This is a genomic window from Nocardia sp. NPDC006982, assembly GCF_042869435.1.
Lineage (GTDB): Bacteria > Actinomycetota > Actinomycetes > Mycobacteriales > Mycobacteriaceae > Nocardia.
The window spans coordinates 1,773,681-1,795,909 of record NZ_JBIAFV010000001.1 but is presented as its reverse complement, the minus strand read 5'-3'; the positions used below and the strand labels follow the sequence as shown (position 1 = coordinate 1,795,909).

Sequence of the window (22,229 nt, the reverse complement as noted above, 5' to 3'; positions counted from 1 at the left end):
ACGGGAGCTACAGATGCCGCATTTCGCGAAGCCCGCGGAGGGGTCGTGGACGGAGCGCTATCCAGAGCTGGGCACCGGCCTGGTGTCGTTCGAGGATTCGATCTCGCCGGAGCACTATGAGCTCGAGCGTAAAGCGATCTTCGCGCGTACTTGGCTGAATGTCGGTCGGGTGGAACAGCTTCCACGCAAGGGCAGCTACTTCACCAAAGAGCTCGCGGTGGCGAACACGTCGCTGATCATCGTCAAGGACAACGATCAGCAAATCCGTGCTTTCCACAATGTCTGCCGCCATCGCGGCAACAAGCTGGTCTGGGACGACTATCCGGGCCAGGAGACCGCCGGTACCTGCCGACAGTTCACCTGCAAGTACCACGCATGGCGCTACAGCCTCGAAGGCGAGGCCACTTTCGTGCAGCAGGAGCAGGAGTTCTTCGACTTCGACAAGGATCGATTCGGCCTGAAGTCGGTGCGTTGCGAAGTGTGGGAAGGCTTCATATTCATCAATCTCGATGAGGATGCCGCGCCGCTGACCGACTATCTCGGCAAGTTCGCCGAGGGCCTGGCGGGCTACCCGTTCGGGGAGATGACCGAGGTGTACAAGTACCGGGCCGAGGTCGGCAGCAATTGGAAGCTCTACATCGACGCCTTCGCCGAGTTCTACCACGCGCCCATCCTGCACGCGAAGCAGTACGTGTCCGGTGAGTCGTCGAAGCTGTCGAACTTCGGCTTCGAGGCGCTGCACTACGAGCTGGATGGGCCGCACGGCATGGTGTCCTCCTGGGGAGGCATGGCCCCGCCGAAGGACCTGAATATGGTCAAGCCGATCGAAAGGGTATTGCGCAGCGGCAATTTCGGCGCCTGGGATCGCCCGGACATCCCCGCGCTGGACAATCTGCCGCCCGGCCTGAACCCCGCCCGGCACCGGGCATGGGGCCTGGACTCCTACGTCTTCTTCCCGAATTTCATGATCGTCGTGTGGGCGCCGGGCTGGTACTTGACGTATCACTACTGGCCGACCGCCTACAACAAGCACATCTTCGAGGGCACCTGCTATTTCGCCCCCGCCCGCAACGCCGCCGACCGGTTGCGTCAGGAACTGGCCGCGCTCACCTTCAAGGAATTCGGCCTGCAGGACTGCAACACCCTCGAGGCCACCCAGACCATGCTCGAATCACGGGCGATCACCGAGTTTCCGCTCAACGACCAGGAGATCCTGTTGCGGCATCTGCACAAGCAGGCCACCGACTTCGTTGCCGGGTACCAGGCGCAGTCACGAAACGGCTGACTGGACCAGCCGGTCGCGCAGCGCGGTGAGAGTCGAGGGCGATAGCCCGGCCCTGGTACACAGGTAGCCCTCGACACTCCCGTGTTGTTCCCGAAGCGAGGTGAGCAGGGTGGCCATCGCCAGCCGCGGCGCGCCGAACACCGCGCGGTAGCGTGCGGGGTCGACATCCTCGGGAAGGCGGGCGAGTAGGCGAGGCAGGCGCCGGTCGGTGAAGTGAATGGCGCTGAGTTCGTAGTCGTCGAGAATCGTCGTCTCGTCGACCCCGAGTGCCGCCAGCAGTAATGCGGCGGCGACGCCGGTGCGGTCCTTGCCCGCGGTGCAATGGATCAGCGCCGGTGTACCGTCCGCATCGGCTAGCTCGGTGAGGATCCGCCCGAATATCCCGGCGTCGAAATCGGCCATCCGGCGATACATTTCGGCGAGGAAGTCGTCGGGAATGTCGGCGGGCCGGGTCCGGATCATCTCGGCATTGGCCCGGGTGTGGGCGGCGGTGCCGCCGATGGTGAGCGATATGCGGCGCACGGTGGCGGGCAGGGCCGAGGGGGAGCGGTCGCGTTCCTCGTCGGTGCGCAGGTCGTAGGCGACGAGCAGCCCCAGGCGTTCGATGATGGCGAGGTCGTCGATGCTGAGCCGGTGCGGAGCGTCGGAGCGATAGACCATGCCCCAGCGGGTGTATCCGCCGTCGACGGTCGGATAGCCACCGAGATCGCGGAAGTTCGTCGCACCGTGCAGGGTTAGGACACGCTCGGGCATTTGCGCCGACTCCTAATTCTGAGAATACTCTTCTTGTGAGCGAGAATAGTCTTGCAGGTCCAGAGGTTGACGTGGTGGGCCGCATTGCAGCGCGGGCTCTCGCCAAACGGGAGGCGACCTACGCCGACGAGGTGCGCCGCCTGCTGGATGCCGCGCTGGCCGTCATCCGCGCCAGCGGAACCGCGTCGCGACCGCGTGTCGCCGATATCGTCGCGGCCGCCGGTCTATCCAATGACGCCTTCTACCGGCACTTTCCGTCGAAGGACGCACTCATCTCCGCGCTCATCGAGGATGGAGCCGAGCGCCTGGTGCGTTTTGCCGCCCGCCGAATGAGCACGGCGGAGACATCGGAGGACCAGGTGCGCCGGTGGGTCGAGGCGGTGCTGTCCCAGGCGGCCGAGGCCACGGCGACATTGACCAGGGCGGTGCTGTGGAACGCGGGCGGGTCGGCACCGGATCTCGATGGCGGGTCGCCGACGCCGAGCGATCGGCTCGCCACACTGCTGCACGGCGCGTTCACCGAATTGGGCAGCCAGGACCCGGCATTCGATGCGGGGCTCGTCGCGCACGCGACCGTCGGCAGTCTGACCGATTTCCTCTGGCGCCGGGTCGAGCCGACCGCGGCCGATATCGATCGCACGACCGCGTTCTGCCTGCGCGCGATCACCCCGATCAACTCTGGAGATAGCGCAGCGGAGCGTAATTGGCCCAACCGGTATCCGGCCAATTGAACCAGCCCGCCGATGCCGAGGTGCCGCCGTCGGGGTGCAGGGTGGTACCGGTGAGGTAGGCCGAAAGGGCCGAGGCGAGGAAGACCACGCAGTTCGAGACATCGGTGACCTGCCCCGGGCGGCCGAGGGGGATGGCGACCCGGGCACCGGCCGGATCGGACATGGCGCCGTCACCGTGCGAGAACCTGGCGAGGTTGGGGGTCGGCACGAAGTCCGGGGCCACATTGTTGACCCGGATCCGGTCCGGTGCGAGTTCGACGGCGAGGGTGCGGCCGAACTGTTCGACGGCCGCCTTCGCGGCGGCGTAGACGGCGAAACCCGGTGCGGCACGGTGCGCTTCGATGGTGGTGATATTGACGATGCTGCCGCCGCGTCCACCGGCCCGCATCCGCGGCGCCGCCAGTGCGCAGGCGTGGAATACGTGCATCAGATTGGTGCGCAGCAGCGCGTCCCAGCCCTTCGGTGTGGTGTCGGTGAACGGTGCGCGGAAGGTGCCGCCGACGACATTGACGAGGGTGTCGAGTCGACCCCAGCGCTCGTCGACGGCGGCGAACAGTGCCGCCAGCGCATCGGGATCGCGGGCGTCACCGACCTGCACCAGGGCGTCGCGGTCGGTCATCGTGTGTCGCAGGGCCTCGGCTGCTTCGGCATCGAGGTCGAGGACCGCGGGCCGGACACCGTTGGCGACCAGATCGTGCACGATCGCCTGCCCGAGACCGCCTGCGCCGCCGGTGATCACGGCCACGGTGCCGTCGAGGCCGCTGCGCTGTTCGAACCAACCTGTCATTCAACGACCTCGCTCGACCTTGTTGAACGGCACGTCGCGGTCGGCGGCGTGTTCGCGGGGCATGCCGAGTACGCGTTCGCTGATGATGTTGCGGGCCATTTCGGTGCTGCCGCCGGCGAGGCTCCAGGCGTTGCGGAACAGATAGTCGATGCCGAGTTGACCGACGCCCGGACCGTCCGGATCGCCGGTCACCGCCGCCGCGCCCGCGATCGTGACCGCGGAATCGGTTTGCAGCAAGGCATTTTCGGCACTGAACAGGCGCACGATGGATCCGGCCGCGGGCGGCAGTTCGCCGGTCCCGATGGCGTGCGAGACGTGCGCGATGAGCTGGTTGCGGACCACGATCATGGCCCTGGCCGCCCCGATATCCTCGCGCACCCGCGGATCGTCGAGTCCGCCGGTCGCGCGCGCCAGGTCGACCAGCGTGGTGGCCTCCGCGCCGAGATGCGGGCGCTGGCCGCTGGTGTAGGGCGAGGTGCCGCCCATAGCGGCCCGTTCGTGATTCAGCAGCCGCGAGGCCGCCGCCCAACCGCCGCCGACCTCGCCGATCACGGCGTCGGCGGGTAGCCGGACATCGTCGAAGAACTCCTGGCAGAACTCGGTTGATCCGGTGACCTGTTTGATCCGCTGAATGGTCACGCCCGGCGCGGCGACCGGGACGAGGAAAAGGGTGAGCCCGTTGTGCTTCGGCACGTCCCAGTCGGTGCGGGCCAGGCACAGTCCGTAGTCGGCGGCATAGGCGCCCGAACTCCAGATCTTGGAGCCGTTGAGAATCCACTCCGCACCGTCGCGGTCGGCGCGGGTGGTCAGGCCGGCCAGATCCGAGCCACCGCGCGGCTCGGACAGGAACTGGGCCAGGATCTCCTCGCCGCGCAGCACCGCCGTCAGATGCGTGCGCTTCTGCTCCTCGGTGCCCAGCTCGAGCAGGGTGGCCGCGCAGATCGCCAGGGTCGGCACATTCAGTACCAGCGGCATCTCGTAGCCGAGCGACTCCTCGGTGAAGGCCTGCTGGTGGGCGGGCGTGAGCCCTTGGCCGCCATAGGCTTTCGGGAAGCAGATACCGGCGAACCCGCCGTCGGCGAGGATGCGCTGCAGTTCGCGCGCGCGATCCCACACTTCGTCGTGGTCCGCGCCGGTGTAGGTCTGCGCGGTGGGCGGGAGGTTTTCCTTCAGCCAGCGCCGGGCGCGGTCGCGGAAGCTGTCGACGGGTTCGAGATCGGTTGTCATGCGGCGCTCCGGACGAGTAGATCGGTAATGCGGCGGTGATGTTCCTCCGGGGTGCCGTACAGGGCCCGACCGTAGGTGACGCGCCGCAGAAACAGATGCAGGTCGTGTTCCCAGGTGACGCCGATACCGCCGTGGATCTGGACGCAGTCCTGAACGATCACCGGGGCCTTCGTGCCGACATAGGCCTTGGCGACGCTGACGAATTCGGCCGCCGTGGACGGGTTTTCGTCGATGGCCGCGGCCGCGGCGTAGGCGGTCGCGCGGCAGGCCTCCAGCCAGGTCTTGTTATCGGCCATGCGGTGTTTGAGGGCCTGATAGGAGGCCAGCGGGCGGCCGAAGGTGTAGCGGTCGAACATCCAGGTCACGGTGGCGTCGAACGCACGCTGGGCGGCGCCGACCGATTCCGCGGCGCTGAGTGCCGCTGCGATATGCAGTTGCGATTGCGTTGCCGCGGTGGCGGTTTCGCCCTGCTGGACCAGGGCCTCGGCGCCCACGAAGACATTCGCGAACTCGACCCTGGCGGTACGGCGAACGAGGTCGAGCGTCCAGGTCGGGGTTACCGTCACGCCCGGGGTATCGGCGCGCACCAGGAGCTGGATCGGGCCGTCCGGGCCATGTGCGGTGACCAGGAACAGGTCGGCGCGGTCACCGGCTTCGACGCGGTCCTTGAGTCCGGTTAGCCGGTAGCCGGTGCCGTCGGGTTCGGCCCGGGTGTCCGGGGCGGTGAGATCCAGACCGCGGCCCGGCTCGTAGAGCGCCCACGCGGCGATGACGTCCCCACTGACGATCTCGGCGATCACATCGGCGAATCGATCACCCGCGGCTGCCAGTCCGGCCAGCACCGCGCTGGTGGGGATCAACGGGCCGGGCGCGCAGGTGCGACCGAACTCCGCGGCCACCAGCGCGAGTTCGGTCACCGGCTGGCCGGAGATCGAGCCGCCCCCGAGGCTTTCGGGCACCAGCATCGCCGTCCAGCCCAGCTCCGCTCCGCGCCGCCACCACAGGTCATCGAAACCCGATGCGGCATCGGCTAGTTCGCGCACCGTCTCGATCGGGACGGTCCGGTCGAGGAACTCGCGCGTCGTCGTCTGGAACAACCGCTGATCGCCGGTCGGCTCGACACTCATGATTTTCGGTCCTCCGAATCAACCGCTGAGCACCTGCTCACCGGGCTGAGACGCGCTGGTCGGGAACCGCGCGCCGCCGTCTCCTATTTGACGGTCTCCCATACCGATGTGAGAATCGGATTCAACAGTTATTGAGAGTATCATTCTCGCGCGCCGGTCGGTAGATCCGTGGCGAGCGCGCGGTGCCGAAGGGAGCCATCAGTGGTGAACGACTTCGAGGAGATGGATTTCTTTCTCGGGCGGGAGCTCATAGCGGATCCATATCCGTACTTCGACGCCATGCGCGCGCAGTGCCCGGTGGCGCGCGAGAACCACCACGGCGTGTACATGGTGACCGGCTACGACGAGGCGCTCGAGGTGCTGAACGACACCGAGCACTTCTCCTCCTGCACCTCGGTGACCGGTCCGTTCCCCGGTTTCCCGGTGCCGCTGGAGGGCGATATCGATGCGCTGATCGCCGAGCACCGCGACAAACTGCCGTTCAGCGACCAGCTGCCCACCCTGGACCCGCCGGTGCACACCCAGCATCGCGGGCTGCTGATGCGGCTGATCACCCCGAAGCGTCTCAAGGAGAACGAGGACGCGATGTGGACGCTGGCGGACCGGATGCTCGACAGCTACCTCGCACCCGGTCGCGGCGACTTCATCCGCGACTTCGCCGGACCGTTCACGCTGTACGTCATCGCCGACCTGCTCGGTGTGCCCCCGGCCGACCAGGAGGAATTCCTGCAGGCATTGCAGCGCGACCCGCACCGGGAGGGCTCCACCCTCGGCAGTACCGAAGGTGAATCCATGCACCACAACCCGATCGAATTCCTCTACGGCAGGTTCGCCGACTACATCGAGGACCGGCGCCGCGAACCGCGCGGCGACGTGCTCGGCAGCATGGCGACCACGATGTTCCCGGACGGTTCCGAACCCACGGTGCTCGATGTCGTCCGGGTGGCCGCGAACCTGTTTTCGGCCGGTCAGGAGACGACCGTTCGGCTGCTCAGCTCCGCGCTGAAACTGCTCGCCGAACAACCCGACCTGCAGCGGTGGCTGCGCGAGGACCGTTCGCGCATACCGAATTTCATCGAGGAGGTGCTGCGCATGGAGAGCCCGGTCAAGGGCGACTTCCGTTTGTCGAAGGTGCCGGTCAGCGTCGGCGGGGTCGACCTGCCTGCCGGTACCACCCTGATGGTGGTGAACAGTGGCGCCAACCGGGATCCGCGCCACTTCGACGACCCGACGACCTTCGATCCCGAGCGCTCGAATGCCCGCACCCACATCGCCTTCGGCCGTGGCATCCACACCTGTCCGGGTTCGCCGCTGGCCCGGGCCGAGGCCCGGGTGGCGATCGAGCGGCTGCTGGACCGCACGACCGATATCCGCATCGACGAAACGGTGCACGGCGCCGCCGACGCACGCGAGTACGAGTATGTGCCGACCTTCGTCCTGCGCGGCCTGACCGCGCTGCATCTGGAATTCGATATCGCGGAAGGTGGTGCCCGATGAAGGTCTCGGTCGATTCCGACCACTGTCGCGGACACGGAGTGTGCGTGGCGTTGTGCCCGGAGGTTTTCGCCCTCAACGACGACGGCTACGCCGAAGTGCGGACTCCCGAGGTTCCGGCCGATTTCGCCGGTGCCGTCCTGGTGGCGGTGTCGGCCTGCCCGGAGCATGCCATCACCGCGAGTTGACCGATGGCCGCGAATCACATTGCCGGACACGGTGATCCAGTGGCGGGCGACGACGTTGTGCGGACCACCGCGGCGCCGATGACGCCCGGCTGGCACGCCGATCGGGCGCCGGATCGCCCGGCGATCGTGCTGGCGTCCAGTGGTGAGGTGGTGACCTATGCCCAATTGGAGCAGCGGTCGATCCGGTTCGCCAGGGCCATGCGCTCGCGCGGGCTCGCGGTCGGCGACCACATCGCGATTCTCATGGAGAACAATCGCCCGTTTCTCGAGATCGCGTGGGCGGCGCAGCGCTGCGGTCTGTACTACACCGCGATCAACCGGCACCTGAAAGCCGGTGAGGTGCAATACATCCTGGACGACTGCGGCGCCACCGCGCTGGTGACCAGCGAGTCCATGGCCGAGGTGGTGGCCGAGCTCGACCTCTCCGCCCTCCCGGTCCGGATCGTGGCGGTGGGGGAGCTGGTCGGTTTCGAGCAGTACGAGGATGTGCTGACGGCGACATCACCGCATCCGCTCGGCTCCGACGAATGCGAGGGCCGGGAGATGCTGTACTCGTCGGGAACGACCGGGCAGCCCAAGGGGGTTCGCAAACCGCTGCCCGCCGCTCCGCTCGGCGATCCGGATTCGGCGCCGGTGCAGATCGCGCGGGGTCTGCTGGTGAGCGGCGCCAGTGCGGATGCGGTCTACTTGTCGCCCGCACCGCTGTATCACGGTGCGCCGCTGGTGTTCTCGATGTCGTGGCATCGAATCGGCGCGACCGTGATCGTGATGGAACGCTTCGACCCTCGGCAATGCCTCGAGCTGATCGAGCGTCATCGGGTCACGCACGCGCAGCTGGTGCCGACCATGTTCGTGCGCCTGCTGCGATTGCCGAAGGCCGAACGCGAACGGTATGACATCTCGAGTCTGGTGAATGTGGTCCACTCGGCGGCGCCGTGCCCGGTGCCGGTGAAACGGCAGATGCTGCATTGGTGGGGACCGATCGTCAGCGAGTACTACTCCGGGACCGAGGATGTCGGGAACACCTACATCAGTGCCGAGGAGTGGCTGGCGCATCCGGGTTCGGTGGGCAGACCGGCGCAGGAGTGTCACATTGTCGGCGCGGATGGCGAGGAGTTGCCGCTCGGCCAGGTCGGAGTGGTGTACTTCGGTGGGGGGCGGCCGTTCGAATACCACCACGATGCTGCGAAGACCGCTTCGGTGACCCACGAGAAGGGGTGGCGCACACTCGGCGATATGGGATATCTCGATGCCGACGGCTATCTGTATCTGACCGATCGGCAAGCCCACATGATCATCTCCGGCGGGGTGAATATCTACCCGCAGGAGGCCGAGAATGTCCTCGCGGCACATGCCGCGGTCGCCGACGTCGCCGTGCTCGGTGTGCCGGACGAGGAAATGGGTGAGGCGGTGAAAGCCGTTGTCCAACTGGTCGATCCGGCCGCCGCCGGTGCCGAGCTCGCGGCCGAGCTGATCGCCTGCTGCCGCGCGGAACTAGCCGCCTACAAATGCCCGCGCACGGTCGACTTCGTCACCGAATTGCCCCGTGATCCCAGTGGCAAGCTCTACAAACGCCGGCTTCGCGCCCAATATTGGGAAGGCCACGACACACTGGTCAGCTGAGTGGCCTACCGGGCGGGCGTCGGCTCCGGGCGCGGCCAGGTCCGTCCGTACAGCCGCTCGATATCGCTGTTGAATCGCTCCAGATAGCGGGCGAATTCGGCGCGCTCCTCGGCGGTCCAATCCTGCGTCACCGCTGCCAGGACCTCGATGATGACAGCGCGCTCCTGATCGAGGCGCTGACCACCCGCAGCGGTGACGCGGAACTTGCGCGCGATACCGCCCTCCGGATCGGGAATGCGTTCGACGAGTCCGGTGCGCAGCAGTGTGGCGGTCTGCCGATGCAGCGTCGATACATCCAATCCCAGTGCGTCGCTGAGCTGTCGCAGCGACATCGGGCCCTGGATCCGCAGTCGGCTCAGTAGCAGATACGAGCTGCGCTCGAGCGGGTCGTCGGTGCGCCGATGCTGCGGGCTCAGTCGGTAGTGGCCGAGTAGCAAGGTCTCGAACTCGATCAGTTGTATGCGCTTGTCCATGCCTTCCTTCCTCAGAGATGTGCATCACACATAGTGCGTGTATTGTTCACGTGGAATGCATGATACACATGTAGTGTACGATACACGCTGATTGTTGTGAGTCCGAGGGAGATTTAGGTGGACAAGCCTGATTCCGCTGTCCGGCCAGGCGCCATCCTGGCGGTGCTGGCCTATACCGGCATCGTCGCGTCGCTGATGCAGACGCTCGTAGTGCCATTGCTCGGCGAGTTGCCGCAAATTCTGAATTCCTCGGCGGCCAATACATCCTGGGTCGTCACGGTCACTCTGCTCGTGGGTGCGGTCGCCACCCCGGTCGCCGGACGCCTCGGCGATATGTTCGGCAAGCGTCGGATGGTGATCGCCTCGACCGTGCCGCTCATCATCGGCTCGGTGGTCTGTGCCATGGCGGGTTCATTGCTGCCGATGATCATCGGCCGTGGCCTGCAGGGTCTCGGCTTCGGCACCATCCCGCTGGCCGTCGCGCTGCTGCGCGATGTGCTGCCGCCCGAGCGACTCGGCTCGACCATCGCGCTGATCAGCTCCTCGCTCGGTATCGGTGGCGCGCTCGGGCTGCCGTTGGCGGCGGCGGTCACCGAGTACAGCAACTGGCGGGTGCTGTTCTGGGCGGCGGCGGCGCTGGTCGCGGTCGCCACCGCGCTGATCACGCTGATCGTCCCGGAGGGTATTGCCGAAGGACCTTCGGGTCGTTTCGACGGACTCGGTGCGGTACTGCTCGGCGCCGGCCTGGTGTCGCTGCTGCTCGCGGTGTCCAAGGGCGCGACGTGGGGTTGGACGAGCGGCAGCATTCTCGGCCTGTTCGTCGCGGCCGTAGTGGTGCTGCTGGTGTGGGGTTGGTGGGAGCTGCGGACCGTCGAGCCGCTGGTCGACCTGCGGGTCACCGCCCGGCCGCAGGTGCTCGTCACCAATCTCGCGACGGTCGCCATCGGCGTCGGCATGTACGCGTTGCAGCTGAGCGTCCCGCAGTTGATGCAGCTGCCGCGTTCACTCGGTTACGGTCTCGGCCAGTCGATGATGGCGATGGGTCTGTGGATGGCCCCCGCCGGCATCATGATGATGCTCATCTCCCCGGTCGGCGCGAAGCTGTCGGCAATGCGCGGTCCGAAGTTCACCCTTGTCGTCGGTGCCGTCGTCATGGCCATCGGCTACGGCGCCGCGCAGGTCCTGATGGGCAGCACCTGGGGCCTGCTGATCGTGAACATCATCTGCAGCTCGGGTGTCGGTTTCGCTTACGGCGCCATGCCCGCGCTGATCATGGGCGCGGTACCGCAGTCGGAAACCGCTGCCGCCAATGGCTTCAACACCCTCATGCGCTCGATCGGCACTTCGATCTCCGCGGCCGTGGTCGGCGCGGTGCTGGCACAGCTGACCATCACGGTCGGCGGTCACAGCATCCCTACCGAGGACGGTTTCCGCGTCGCGTTCTTGATCGGCTGTGGCGTATCGGTTCTCGCGGCATTGGTTGCGATGGCCATTCCGGTCCGGCGTGCGATTGCCGCCCGGCCGGCCGAGCAGACCGAAGCGGAAGTCCCTGCCCGGGTCTGATTGCTCATCCGCGCAGCGTGGCGCGGTGGGAACCGCGCCCCGAACCTGCACTGGCAGCAGGTTCGGGGCGCCGCCTTGTTATATGTCAGTGCCGATTGTCGATCGCGTCGTCGAGCAGGCCGAGATCGGTGCCGAGTTCGGCGGCGATCGACCGGACCGCCGCGACATCCTTGCCGACGAATTCGCCGACCGATGCGCTGAATTCGGCCACCGACCCCCGGCCCGCGACAGCGGTCAGCGCGCGACTTGCCGCGCTGCCGTGGGGCAGCGCGGCCAACAGGGTGGTCTCGGCAAGGCCCAGCTGTTTCCCGAGATCCACTGCCGCGGTGAGTATTCCGAGCTGTGCGGCGAATACGGCATTGTTGACCAACTTGACGCGTTGGCCCGCGCCGAGCGGACCGACGTGCAGAATCGGGTCGCCATAGGCGGCCAGCACGGGCCGGACTCGGTCTACGGTTTCAGCCGGGCCGCCGACGAAGAGGGTGAGGCGCCCGGCGGCGATATCGGGCGGGCCGCCGCTCACGGGCGCATCGAGCACCTGGATGCCATGTGAGGCAACGGCTTCGGCGGCAATGGCCGCCGTCGTGTGCGGACCGCCGGTCGTGTGCAGGACGAGAGTCGAACCGGACGGCATGGCGGCCAGCAATGGTGTGCCGAGACATACCGCTCGAACCTGTTCATCGGTGAAGACGCACACTATGACCAGATCGGCATTGGTCCCGACGGCCGCGGGGGCCGATACCGCCTGCGCGCCGATCTCGGTGAGGGCCCGCCGTGCTTCCTGCGACCGGCCGAGCGCGCACACCTCGTGCCCGGCCCGGACCAGCCGCTCCACCATGGGACGCCCCATTCGCCCGGCGCCGAGGAATCCGACGCGCATCAGCGCGGGTGATCGATCATCGCGAGGGTCGCATCGGCGGCGTCGAGCACGATGCCGGGTTCGGCGCTCGCGGCGGCGGCCAGTTCCGCGATCAGGCCGACATCCTTGCGCAGCAGCGGCCCGGCGTGCGCGGCGATCCGGTCCAGCGTGCCGCCCGCGGAGACGACACGGCCGAGCGCGAAGCTGTCGGCGGTGCCGTGCGAGATCACCTCGCCGAGGCGGGCCGGATCGATACCGATCGACGTACCGAGTGCGAGAGTGCTTGCCGCCGTGGCGAGATTCGCGGTGAACAGCAGGTTGTTGAGGAGCTTGGCGGTCTGTCCGGCGCCGAGCGGGCCCAGATGGACGACGGGCTCGGCGTAGGTCTCGAATACCGGGCGAGCGCGTTCGACGATATCGGTCGAGCCGCCGACCATCACCAGCAACCGGCCGTCGGCGGCCGCCGCGCCGCCACCGCTGACCGGTGCGTCGACGATCGAAACCCCCTGTGCCACAGCGATGTCGGCGAGATCGCGGCAGGTGTCCGGATGCACCGTGCTGTGCACGGCGAGGATCGTGCCCGCGGCCATGCCGGCCAGTACGCCGTCGGCCCCGGTCACGACCTCGCGGACATCGGCGTCGCCGACCACACAGAGACAGACGAGATCGCTCGCGGCGGCGAGTTCCGCGGGCGATGCGGCGACCTTCGCCGCTGTATCGGCATACGGCTCCAGCGAGGCGGGCCGCCGCGCCCACAGCGTCGTCTCATATCCGGAATCGACGATCCGGCGCGCCATCGGCCCACCTTGGCTGCCGAGTCCGATGAATCCGACCCGCATCACACTTCGCCTTTCGCTTCGGGCCGCCAGAACACGGCGAGCAGGCCCGCGGTGGCGACCAGGCCGACCCCGAGGGCGATGCCGCCACCGGCCCAACCCGTTATCTCGATATCGGCGGCGTGATCGATGGACAGCCACCCGGGACCGAGCAGCCCCAGCGCCAGCGAAACGACCGCGAGCACGAGCACATACTCATAACCCTCTTTGAATACGAAGAATCCGTTGGTGCGGTGGGCGAGCAGACCCGCGACCGCCATCACCGAGATGACCGCCGCACACGCCAGTGGAGTGAGCAGCCCGACGACCAACAACACCCCCGCACCGATTTCGGTGACGACGCTCAGCCAAGCGTGCAGAATGCCGCCGCGCAGTCCGAGGCCGCTGAACCAGCGCGCGGTGCCCGCGATCTTGCCACCGCCCACCCAGTGATTGACCCCGTGGGCGATCATGGTAGCCCCCACGACGAGTCGCACGAGTGCGATGGCAACGTCGACGACGTCCATCAGTTGACCTCCTGGGTTGCGCCGTTGAATTGTATTGCCGGGCCGAAGAATTCGCCGAGACTCCGGGCGACGGCGGCTTCTTCGGCGAAGGCCAGCAGACCGAGATGGTAGGCGGCGGCGGTATGTCCCACGCTGAGGTTGTGGCCGCTGTTGGGCTGGATATTGAGCACGACCCTGGGCGCGGCGGTGAACCGGGCGGCGACTTCGGCGAGTGCCTCCGGATCGTTGCGCCACACCCGTTCGTGGTCGCCGACGGTGAACCGCACCGGAATCCGCACATCGGCGGCAAGTGTGGGGAAGGTGACCGTCGGCCAGTCCTCGACCGAATTCCCTTCGTAGCGTGGGCCATAGGACCCGATCCGCGCACCGCCGACCAACTCGGGCGGATACAACCGGGCCGGATACCACAGCAGTTCGGTGACCCCGCCCGGCACGCCGTCGCGACGCATGCGCCGTTTCCCGTGCGGATCCGCTCCCCACAGGATGTCGTAGGCCTCCTGCTGATGTTCCAGCCCGGTCCCGGCCAATTCGAGGCCGAGCAATTCGCGGCCGCGCTCGTCGGCCGCCATCCGCAACGCCAATTCACTGCCCGCGGAATGGGCGAGCAAGAAGGTGCCCGCGCCGCGCGGTCGCGACCCGAGATGCTGCTCGGCGGCCGCATACATCAGATCCACACGGCGCTGTGGGTCGGCGAGTTCGTCGGCATGCGTGCGCGAGCTGCCGTATCCGGGCCGGTCCAGGGCCAGCACGGTGTATCCGGCCGCGGCGGCCAGCCGCAGCAGTGACAATCGCGGATGGTCCGGGCAGTCGAAATACGCTGAGGTGGTGGCTCCGCCGTGCAGGGCGAGTAGCACAGCCCGTGGTGTCTGCGCCTCGGCCAACAGCCCCGACATCGGAATGCCGTCGACTTCGGTGACGACTGGAATCGGTTCGTCTCCGGTCAGTAGCGAGAAATCGGATTCGGTAATCGTCATGAATCACTCCGCAGCAGCATCGCCCCACCGGGGGTGAGCCCGCCGCTGGACACCACACCGATGCGGGCATCGGGGACCTGGCGCGCACCGGCTTCACCGCGCAGCTGCAAGATCGCCTCGTGCAGCAGGCCCATGCCGTGGGTGCGGCCGTGCGAGAGCTGGCCACCGTGGGTATTGAGCGGCAGCAAGCCGTCGCGGGCGATGTTCTTACCGCCGTCGAGGAAGTCCTTGGCCTCGCCGATACCGCAGAAACCGAGGGCCTCCAGCCAGGACAGGCAGTTGAAGGTGAAGCCGTCGTACAGCTCGGCGATGTCGACGTCGGTGGGGCGCAACGTGGTTCGAGTCCACAGGTGCGCGGCCGGGCCGAGGACCTGTGGTTCGTGGGTGAGGGTGCTCTGATCCCATTCGATGCGCTCGATGATCTGGGTGCCGACCGCCTCCACCAGAACCGGTGGTTTGGCCAGATCACGCGCCGCGTCCACGCTCGAGACGATGACCGCGATCGCACCGTCACAAGGCACATCGCAGTCGTAGAGCCCGAACGGCGTGGTGATCGTGCGCGCCTCGAGATAGTCCTGCATGGTCATCGGATCTCGATAGATCGCGGTCGGCTCCAGTTCGGCATTCGCGCGCTGATTCAGTGCGATCCAGCCGAGGGTTTCGCGAGTGGTGCCATAGCGATGGAAGTGCCGTTGTGCGTTCTGCGCCAAGGTATGTGCCGCCGAGGTGGCGCCGAAGGGGGCCATCCAGCCGGCTGTGCGCCCACCCGATGGCTTGATCTTTCCCGTGCGCATCAGATCATTGAAGGTTGCTTCCCACAGGGTGCGGAAACACAACACATGCCTGGCCAGCCCACCCGCGACCGCGAGCATGGCCGCGATAACCGCCCCACCGGGGCCGAAGGTCTCGATGCCGCCGTTGTACCAGGTCGGCCGGATACCGAGGGCGGATTCCAGGGCAGTGACACCGCCCTCGCTGAATCCGCCCATATTGCCGCCGCCGGGATAGGTCGACAGGCCGTCGATATCGTCGAGCGTCAATCCGGCGTCGGCGACCGCGCGTTCGCAGGCCTGGATGGTCAGCCGCAGCGGCGGAACCTGCAGCCGCCGCCCGATCGGCGACATACCGATACCGGTGAGCGCGACCCGGTCCTCGAATTTCTCCGACCGCACCATGGGCCGCACGTGCCGCCAGAACTCCTGTGGCGCAATATCGTCCACGGGCAGCGGGACCGGTTCCGGCTGTGTTTCGACGGGCCGGAACAGCGGCAGCCACACGTCGTCGTCCTGTTGGAAGACCACCTCGACCCGCATGCCGAGGACCAGGGCATCCGGATCGCAGTCGATCACATTGGTGGTCAGCCGAACTCGCGGATCCTCCTCGAGCGCGACCTGCGCCACGACATAGGGCGCGGGCAGTCCCGGCACACCGAAACGATGGTTGACGGTGAAGCCGGCGAGTGTGGCGAAGCCCGAGACGGCACGCACTCCCATCTCGTGTCCACGGCAGTACCGGCACACCGGCTGCGGTGGATGGATCAGTGCCGCACAGGATTCACATTCCTGTATGCGCAGCGTGCCATCGCTCCCCGAGGTCCAGAAGAACTCGTTCTCGAGGGTGAGCAATGGCAGTGGACGTCCCGATGCTTCGCCCATCTCGCCTCCTCGCTCTTTCGTCAGATCTGGGCGTCGCCCTTGCGCACGGTGACCGGTTCGGCCAGCCGCTGCTCATCGCAGACGCGCTGCAGTTTCGCCAGGGTTTCATCGAGTCCGGCGCCCAGCCGGGGACCGGGGGTGAAGGTGGCAGGCAGATGCCGCATGCCCTGGATGACGCCGATGGTCTCGTAATGTACGGCGTCCTCGGGAGCGCAGCGATAGTCCGGCATCCGGTCGAACACCGCGAGCAGCATTCGCTTGAACACCATGCGCGCCATATTGGAGCCGATGCAGCGGTGCACGCCGAGACCGAAACTGTAGTGCCGGTTGCCCCGGCGTTCCATATCGATCTCATTGGGGTTGTCGAACACCTCGGGATCCCGGTTGGCCATCGCCCACGACAGCCACAGCCGCTCACCCTCGGCGAACTGCTTGCCCGCGACCTCGCAATCCTGGGCGAAGGTGCGGCCGTCACCCGGTGCGGGGGTGAAGTAGCGCAGGAACTCCTCGGTCGCGGAATCCAGGATGAGATCGCGTTCGCGGCTGAGCAATTCGCGCTGATCCGGATTCTCCGACAGCCATTCCAGTGCGTGTGCGGTGAGCGCGGTGGTGGTGTCGAAGCCGCCGCCGATAATGAGGCTGAGCATGCCGAGCGCGTCCATATCGGAGATCGGCTCGCCGTTCAGGGTGGACTCCGCGACGGCGTGCAGCATGCCCGGCCGCGGATTCTGTTTGACCTCCAGATAGTTCGTCAGCAGGTCAAGGCCCATGGTGCGGTGCATTTCGGCGATGCGCGGGGTGTCCGGCGAATCCGGTGGGGTGTACACCGAGGCGTGCGCCGGTTCGTTGTAGATGGTCCACTTGTCCAGTGGGATGCCCAGCATCGCGAGGGTGAGCACCGCGGGCACGATATTGGCCAACTCGTCGACGAAATCGATACTGCCGCTTTCGATCTGCTCGTCGATGCTGGCGCGCACGATTTCGTCGACGAACGGAATCCAGCGCTGCACCGCCGCGGGGGACAGGTACGGATTCAGCGCCGAGCGCAGTTCCCGCTGTTCGGGCGGGTCCATTTCCAGGATGCCCGCGCGAATGCCCTGGCCGCGTTCCGGCGTCGGAATGGAAATCCCCTTGTAGCCACGACGTTCACCATTTGGGTCGTTGTCGTTGGAGATGTGTGGGCAGCGGGCCAGCTCGAACACTTCGCGGTTACCCGCGGCCACCCAGTGCCCGCCGTAGGTTTCGGTCCAGGCGACCGGGCACTCGCTCTGCATCTGCTGGGTGATGTCGACGAACTGTCCGCGATATTGCGGTGTGTGTCGATCGAAATGAAATATCGGCTGTCTGCGCTCGGCATCGGATGCGATATCGGTCATCGGCGGTTCCTCTATTCGGTGCTGGAGATCGCCCGCTCAGGGCAGGACCGGACGGCCTCGCGCACGTTGTCCTGCTGATCGGCTGGAACGTCTTCGCCGACCGGTGACGAATGCCCGTCGATTTCACTGAGTTCGAACACTTTCGGGGCGATCATCGCGCACAGCGTGTGCCCCTGGCAGCGTTCGTCATCGACTCGAACCTTCACGGTATTTCTTCCCTTCAGACGCGGTAGTCGTACCACTTCAGATAGCCGCCTGCATCGACCCGCAGCTGGGTACCGGTGATGAAACGGGACTCGTCGGAGGCCAGGAACAACACCGCGTTGCTGATCTCCTCCGGCTCGATATACGGGACCGGCATGGCCTGCTGCACGAAGAAGGCGGGTTCGGCGTCCGTGCGGGTGGGATGTTCGAGATCCGGGCGGAACGAGCGGTACATCGGTTCGCTCTGCAGCATGGGGGTGTTGCAATTGGTCGGATGTACGACATTGGCCCGAATACTGCTGGCGGCCAAGTGGGTGGCGATCTCGTGGATGTATTGCGACAGAAGGCGTTTGGCGACCATATAGGCGACACCGCCCGGATCCTTGCCCGGCTGATCGACCTTCGCCAGATCCATCAGCGCCGCGGTCGAACCGGTCGCGATGATCGATGCGCCGGCGCCGAGATGCGGCAGCGCCGCCTGGACGGCATTGATGACCCCGATCAGGTTGGTATCGATGACATCGGTCCAGGCTTGCCACTGCGGCTCGCCCTTCATGCCGGCGATGCCGGCCTGCGCCACCACGATGTCGAGGTGGCCGAATTCGGCTATGCCGCGCTCGATGACCGCGGCGAGTTGCGCTCGGTCGCGCACGTCGGCCTGTTCGGCGATGATGCGCCGTCCGGTCTTCTCGACGAGACGGGTCGTCTCCTCCAGATCCTCCGGTCGCGATAGCGAGTATTGGATGGTCGCGATATCACGGCAGATATCCACCGCGATGATGTCGGCACCCTCCTCCGCAAGCTTCACCGCATGACTGCGGCCCTGGCCTCGCGCGGCTCCGGTGACGAAGGCGACCTTGCCCTGCACACGTCCCACGGCTCTTCCTTTCGGTCCTACTTCTTCTGGGCTGCACAGTCCGTGCCGGGGCACGGACGGGTTCAGGTATTACGGCCGCCGTTGACGCCGAGGATCTGTCCGGTGATGTAGCCGGCGTCCTCGGAGATCAGGAACGAGCAGGCGGCGGCGATATCGGCGGGGCGGCCGACCCGGCGCACCGGGGTGCGCTGGATGTGCTCCTCGATGGTTCCGCCGAGCAACTGCTTCTCCTCGGACCGGCGCAGCATGGGGGTATCGATGAAGCCCGGCGGCACCGCGTTGACGGTGATCCCGTACGGCCCCAGTTCCAGCGCAAGCGATTTGGTGAGGCCGTTGAGTCCGGACTTGGCCGCCACGTACGCCGCCATGAACGGCTGGCCGGAGTGGGTACTGGAGGAGGAGATATTGACGATGCGTCCCCAGTTCGCGGCTGTCATATCCGGCAGAACCGCTTGGACGGTGTGGAATACGCCGTGCAGGTTGACATCGATGATGCGCTGCCACTCCTCGAAGGTGAGGTTCTGGAAGCGGCGGTACTTCTCGATTCCGGCGGCATTGACCAGCACGGTGATCGGGCCCAGTTTGGTGCGCACGTCGGTCAACGCCTCGGCGATCTCGTCCGGCTTCGTCACGTCGACCTGATAGGCGAAATCGTCCTCCGCGGACGGGTTCAGGTCGAGGGTGGCGACGTTCAGGCCGTCAGCGCGCAGGCGCTCGACGATGCCGAGGCCGATGCCCGAGGCGCCTCCGGTGACCACAGCGGTTTTCACGCAAGAATCTCCCTTCCGGATGTTGAGAACCGTACTCTCGCGTTGAGCTTAGACGCAAGACTTCCCGGGTGATGCGGGCATATCGACATTCGAACGCCAACGACATCCATGCGCTGACAGGTGTTGCCTATTTCTGAATGTTGCTACAGTCTCGCGATCGACGAATGTAAGATTCTCCAATAGCGAGAATGAAGTTTCCATGCGCAGTCGAGGAGACCGGATGTCAGTGCAAGAAGAAGTGGCCGCCCGGACGGAGCAGATTCCGACCCGGCGGCTGCTCGTCGACGGACAGTTGATCGAGACCGGGCACACGCTCGCCTCGCTCAATCCCGCGACGGGCGAGGTGTACGGGTACGCACCGGAGGCGGGCCTTACCGAGACCGACGCGGCCATCGCCGCGGCCCGGCGGGCCTTCGACACCACGACCTGGGCCACCGACGCCGCATTCCGCGCGCACTGCCTCGAACAGCTCTACCAGGCGTTTCGCGATAACGTCGAAGAACTGCGAGAGCTGACGATCGCGGAGGTCGGCGCGACCAGGCAGCTCACGCACGGTAACCAGCTCGAGATCCCCTTCGAGATCGTCCGCTTCTACGCCGGACTGCTGTCGAAGTTCTCCTTCACCGAGGACCTCGGCGATATCGAAATCCGCGGCCAGCGCCATCGGCGCTGGGTCGAGAAGGAAGGCGCGGGCGTGGTGTCGGCCATCGCCGCATACAACTATCCGCATCAGCTCGCATTGGCCAAGCTCGCGCCCGCGCTCGCGGCCGGTTGCACGGTGGTGCTCAAGGGCGCACCGGATACGCCGCTGGCCACCCTGGCGCTCGGCGAGATCATCGCGCGCCACACCGACATCCCCGCCGGTGTGGTCAATGTGCTCACCTCCTCGGATGTGGCTGTGGGCGAACGGCTGACGACGCATCCCGACGTAGACGTGGTCACCTTCACCGGTTCGACGCCGGTGGGACGCAAGATCATGGCCGCCGCGAGCGAGACGCTCAAGCGGGTATTCCTCGAGCTCGGCGGCAAATCGGCCGCGATCATGCTCGACGACGCCGACTACCGGACGGCGGCGCAATTCGCGGCGTTCAGCATTGTCAACCACGCCGGCCAGGGGTGTGCGCTGACGTCCCGGCTGCTGGTGCCGCGCAAGGATCACGACGCGATCGTCGAAATGGTCGCGCAGAACTTCGCGCATGTCCGCTACGGCGACCCCGGCGATCCGAAAACCTATATGGGCCCATTGATCAGCGAGCGCCAGCGCGACAAGGTCGACGGTTTGGTGCAGCGCGCCGTAGCAGCGGGTGCCCAACTGGTGACCGGTGGCAAGAAGGTCGATCCGGGCTTCTTCTACCTGCCGACGCTGCTGGCAGGTGTCGATCCGGACAGCGAAATCGCCCAGGAGGAGGTCTTCGGACCGGTGCTCGCGGTGATCCCGTACGAGGACGACGACGATGCCGTACGGATCGCGAACAACTCCATCTACGGCCTGTCCGGCGGTGTGTTCAGCGCCGACGAGGAGCGGGCGCTCGCGGTGGCGCGGCGTATCCGCACCGGCACCATGAGCATCAACGGCGGCAACTACTTCGCCGCCGACGCGCCCTTCGGCGGTTATAAACAGTCCGGCATCGGCCGGGAGATGGGAGTCGACGGGTTGACGGAATTCCTGGAGATCAAGACCTTCGCGGCGGCGGTCCGATGAGCCGGGGACCACTCGACGGGATCCGCGTCCTCGAGGTCGCGATGTACGGGTTCGTGCCGTCGGCGGGCGCCGTGCTCTGCGACTGGGGTGCGGACGTGATCAAGGTCGAGCACGCGGTCACCGGTGACCCGCAGCGCGGGCTGCGTCAGATCGCCACCTTCAAGGTCGAGGGTGACCCCAATCCCAATGTGGAGCATGCCAATCGGGGCAAGCGCAGCATCGGCGTCGATATGTCGGTGCCGGAGGGCCGGGCGGTGATCCACGACCTGGCCAAGACCGCGGACGTATTCCTGACCAGTTTCCTGCCGCAGCACCGAAGCAAGTTCGGCATCGACGTCGACGACATTCGCGCGGTGAACCCGAAGATCATCTATGCCCGCGGCAGCGGGCTGGGCCCGCGCGGTGCGGAGGCCGACAAGGGCGGCTACGACATGACGGCCTACTGGTGCCGCGGCAGCGTCGCCGCCACCATCACCCCGCCTAATATCGACGGGCTGATCCCTCCGCCCGGTCCGGCATTCGGCGACACCATCTCCGGAACCAATCTGGCGGGCGGCATCGCGGCCGCGCTGCTGAAGCGGGAACGCACGGGCGAGCCGTCGATCGTGGATGTGTCGCTGCTGAGCAGCGGGCTGTGGTCGATGGGGCACACCATCGCGCTCTCGGCATATATGGGGGAGCCGCTGCGGGCGTTCCCGACCGGATCGCACGGTTCGCCGTCGAATCCGCTGTCGGGGTTGTACGCAACCAAGGACGGTCGGTACCTGTCGCTGGTCATGTTGCAGCCCGGCAAATTCTGGGGCGACGTATGCAAACATATCGACCGGCCGGACCTCGCGGAAGATCCGCGATTCGCCGATGCCGCCGCGATAGCGACCAATACCGCTGTGGCCGTGGAGATCCTGCGCGAGGTGTTCGCCACCCGGACGCTCGCCGAGTGGACCGAGCGTTTCGCGACCCTGTCCGGGCCGTGGGCGCCGGTGCAGGACGCGCTCCAGGCGATCGACGATCCGCAGGTGCAGGCGAACGAATATGTCCGCAAAGCCGGTGAGCTGCAACTGGTTTCGAGTCCGGTGCAGTTCGATCTCGCCGCGCCCGACCTGCGTCCCGGCCCGGAATTCGCCGCGCAGACCGACGAGGTCCTGCTCGAACTCGGCCTGGACTGGGACCGCATCATCGCGCTCAAAACCGCGGGTGCGATCACGTAATTCGCTGGAGT

General features: G+C 66.5%; 22 protein-coding genes. 8 read left to right on the top strand and 14 right to left on the bottom strand.

Annotated features, from left to right (window positions below):
* Positions 1-13 precede the first annotated feature (13 nt).
* A complete protein-coding gene (locus ACFYOW_RS08110) occupies positions 14-1,285 on the top strand; it encodes an aromatic ring-hydroxylating dioxygenase subunit alpha (protein ID WP_387285649.1) in 1,272 nt (423 codons plus the stop codon).
* On the opposite strand, the gene ACFYOW_RS08105 is transcribed toward ACFYOW_RS08110, so the two are convergent.
* Positions 1,271-2,038 (bottom strand): tyrosine-protein phosphatase, encoded by a 768-nt coding sequence (locus ACFYOW_RS08105; RefSeq protein ID WP_387285647.1) that lies wholly within the window; start codon positions 2,036-2,038, stop codon positions 1,271-1,273. The genes ACFYOW_RS08110 and ACFYOW_RS08105 overlap by 15 nt on opposite strands.
* A 74-nt stretch (positions 2,039-2,112) precedes the next feature.
* Between ACFYOW_RS08105 and ACFYOW_RS08100 the strand changes: the two genes are divergently transcribed.
* Positions 2,113-2,769: a TetR/AcrR family transcriptional regulator gene (locus ACFYOW_RS08100; RefSeq protein ID WP_387285645.1), complete on the top strand. Its 657-nt coding sequence runs from the start codon at positions 2,113-2,115 to the stop codon at positions 2,767-2,769.
* On the opposite strand, the gene ACFYOW_RS08095 is transcribed toward ACFYOW_RS08100, so the two are convergent.
* The 3 genes from ACFYOW_RS08095 to ACFYOW_RS08085 are packed head-to-tail and all read right to left on the bottom strand — an operon-like array spanning position 2,711 to position 5,910.
* The gene (locus ACFYOW_RS08095) at positions 2,711-3,556 is read right to left on the bottom strand and encodes an SDR family NAD(P)-dependent oxidoreductase (protein WP_387285643.1); all 846 of its coding nucleotides are present in this window, start codon (positions 3,554-3,556) and stop codon (positions 2,711-2,713) included. The two genes, ACFYOW_RS08100 and ACFYOW_RS08095, sit on opposite strands and share 59 nt — an antisense overlap.
* On the bottom strand, positions 3,557-4,783 hold the full coding sequence (locus tag ACFYOW_RS08090) for an acyl-CoA dehydrogenase family protein (protein WP_387285641.1): 1,227 nt from the start codon (positions 4,781-4,783) through the stop codon (positions 3,557-3,559).
* Complete coding sequence (locus ACFYOW_RS08085; RefSeq protein WP_387285639.1) at positions 4,780-5,910, bottom strand: acyl-CoA dehydrogenase family protein; 1,131 nt, start codon at positions 5,908-5,910, stop codon at positions 4,780-4,782. Before ACFYOW_RS08085 ends, ACFYOW_RS08090 begins: the two co-directional genes overlap by 4 nt.
* Before the next feature lie 201 nt (positions 5,911-6,111).
* Between ACFYOW_RS08085 and ACFYOW_RS08080 the strand changes: the two genes are divergently transcribed.
* The 3 genes from ACFYOW_RS08080 (at position 6,112) to ACFYOW_RS08070 (ending at position 9,215) form a co-directional block, all read left to right on the top strand.
* Positions 6,112-7,407 carry a cytochrome P450 gene (locus tag ACFYOW_RS08080; RefSeq protein WP_387285637.1) on the top strand — a complete coding sequence of 432 codons (1,296 nt, stop codon included), beginning with the start codon at positions 6,112-6,114 and terminating at the stop codon, positions 7,405-7,407.
* Positions 7,404-7,592: a ferredoxin gene (locus ACFYOW_RS08075; protein ID WP_387285635.1), complete on the top strand. Its 189-nt coding sequence runs from the start codon at positions 7,404-7,406 to the stop codon at positions 7,590-7,592. The genes ACFYOW_RS08080 and ACFYOW_RS08075 overlap by 4 nt, the downstream gene beginning before the upstream one ends.
* A 78-nt stretch (positions 7,593-7,670) precedes the next feature.
* Complete coding sequence (locus ACFYOW_RS08070; protein ID WP_387286069.1) at positions 7,671-9,215, top strand: AMP-binding protein; 1,545 nt, start codon at positions 7,671-7,673, stop codon at positions 9,213-9,215.
* Positions 9,216-9,220: 5 nt separating this feature from the next.
* On the opposite strand, the gene ACFYOW_RS08065 is transcribed toward ACFYOW_RS08070, so the two are convergent.
* On the bottom strand, positions 9,221-9,688 hold the full coding sequence (locus tag ACFYOW_RS08065; protein WP_387285633.1) for a MarR family winged helix-turn-helix transcriptional regulator: 468 nt from the start codon (positions 9,686-9,688) through the stop codon (positions 9,221-9,223).
* Positions 9,689-9,805: 117 nt separating this feature from the next.
* On the opposite strand from ACFYOW_RS08065, the gene ACFYOW_RS08060 reads away from it, so the two are divergent.
* Complete coding sequence (locus tag ACFYOW_RS08060) at positions 9,806-11,251, top strand: MFS transporter (RefSeq protein ID WP_387285631.1); 1,446 nt, start codon at positions 9,806-9,808, stop codon at positions 11,249-11,251.
* Between the two features lie 85 nt (positions 11,252-11,336).
* Here ACFYOW_RS08060 and ACFYOW_RS08055 read toward each other — a convergent pair whose 3' ends face one another.
* The 9 genes from ACFYOW_RS08055 to ACFYOW_RS08015 all read right to left on the bottom strand — a co-directional run bounded on the left by ACFYOW_RS08055 (position 11,337) and on the right by ACFYOW_RS08015 (position 19,308).
* Positions 11,337-12,131, bottom strand: coding sequence for an NAD(P)-dependent oxidoreductase (locus ACFYOW_RS08055; RefSeq protein WP_387285629.1), 795 nt, complete (start codon positions 12,129-12,131; stop codon positions 11,337-11,339).
* Positions 12,131-12,949 (bottom strand): NAD(P)-dependent oxidoreductase, encoded by an 819-nt coding sequence (locus tag ACFYOW_RS08050; RefSeq protein ID WP_387285627.1) that lies wholly within the window; start codon positions 12,947-12,949, stop codon positions 12,131-12,133. The genes ACFYOW_RS08055 and ACFYOW_RS08050 overlap by 1 nt, the downstream gene beginning before the upstream one ends.
* Positions 12,949-13,452 (bottom strand): DoxX family protein, encoded by a 504-nt coding sequence (locus ACFYOW_RS08045; RefSeq protein WP_387285625.1) that lies wholly within the window; start codon positions 13,450-13,452, stop codon positions 12,949-12,951. Before ACFYOW_RS08045 ends, ACFYOW_RS08050 begins: the two co-directional genes overlap by 1 nt.
* Complete coding sequence (locus ACFYOW_RS08040) at positions 13,452-14,426, bottom strand: alpha/beta fold hydrolase (RefSeq protein WP_387285623.1); 975 nt, start codon at positions 14,424-14,426, stop codon at positions 13,452-13,454. Before ACFYOW_RS08040 ends, ACFYOW_RS08045 begins: the two co-directional genes overlap by 1 nt.
* Positions 14,423-16,081 carry an OB-fold domain-containing protein gene (locus ACFYOW_RS08035; RefSeq protein ID WP_387285622.1) on the bottom strand — a complete coding sequence of 553 codons (1,659 nt, stop codon included), beginning with the start codon at positions 16,079-16,081 and terminating at the stop codon, positions 14,423-14,425. The genes ACFYOW_RS08040 and ACFYOW_RS08035 overlap by 4 nt, the downstream gene beginning before the upstream one ends.
* 20 nt (positions 16,082-16,101) lie before the next feature.
* The gene (locus ACFYOW_RS08030; RefSeq protein ID WP_387285620.1) at positions 16,102-17,457 is read right to left on the bottom strand and encodes a cytochrome P450; all 1,356 of its coding nucleotides are present in this window, start codon (positions 17,455-17,457) and stop codon (positions 16,102-16,104) included.
* A gap of 11 nt (positions 17,458-17,468) precedes the next feature.
* Positions 17,469-17,663 (bottom strand): ferredoxin, encoded by a 195-nt coding sequence (locus ACFYOW_RS08025; RefSeq protein ID WP_387285618.1) that lies wholly within the window; start codon positions 17,661-17,663, stop codon positions 17,469-17,471.
* Positions 17,664-17,677: 14 nt separating this feature from the next.
* Positions 17,678-18,538: a mycofactocin-coupled SDR family oxidoreductase gene (locus tag ACFYOW_RS08020; RefSeq protein ID WP_387285616.1), complete on the bottom strand. Its 861-nt coding sequence runs from the start codon at positions 18,536-18,538 to the stop codon at positions 17,678-17,680.
* A 62-nt stretch (positions 18,539-18,600) separates the two neighbouring features.
* On the bottom strand, positions 18,601-19,308 hold the full coding sequence (locus tag ACFYOW_RS08015; protein ID WP_387285614.1) for an SDR family NAD(P)-dependent oxidoreductase: 708 nt from the start codon (positions 19,306-19,308) through the stop codon (positions 18,601-18,603).
* A gap of 220 nt (positions 19,309-19,528) precedes the next feature.
* On the opposite strand from ACFYOW_RS08015, the gene ACFYOW_RS08010 reads away from it, so the two are divergent.
* Together ACFYOW_RS08010 and ACFYOW_RS08005 are read left to right on the top strand one after the other, a co-directional pair.
* Positions 19,529-21,010, top strand: a complete 1,482-nt coding sequence (locus tag ACFYOW_RS08010) for an aldehyde dehydrogenase family protein (RefSeq protein WP_387285612.1) — start codon at positions 19,529-19,531, stop codon at positions 21,008-21,010.
* Positions 21,007-22,218 (top strand): CaiB/BaiF CoA transferase family protein, encoded by a 1,212-nt coding sequence (locus ACFYOW_RS08005; protein WP_387285610.1) that lies wholly within the window; start codon positions 21,007-21,009, stop codon positions 22,216-22,218. The genes ACFYOW_RS08010 and ACFYOW_RS08005 overlap by 4 nt, the downstream gene beginning before the upstream one ends.
* Positions 22,219-22,229 lie beyond the last annotated feature (11 nt).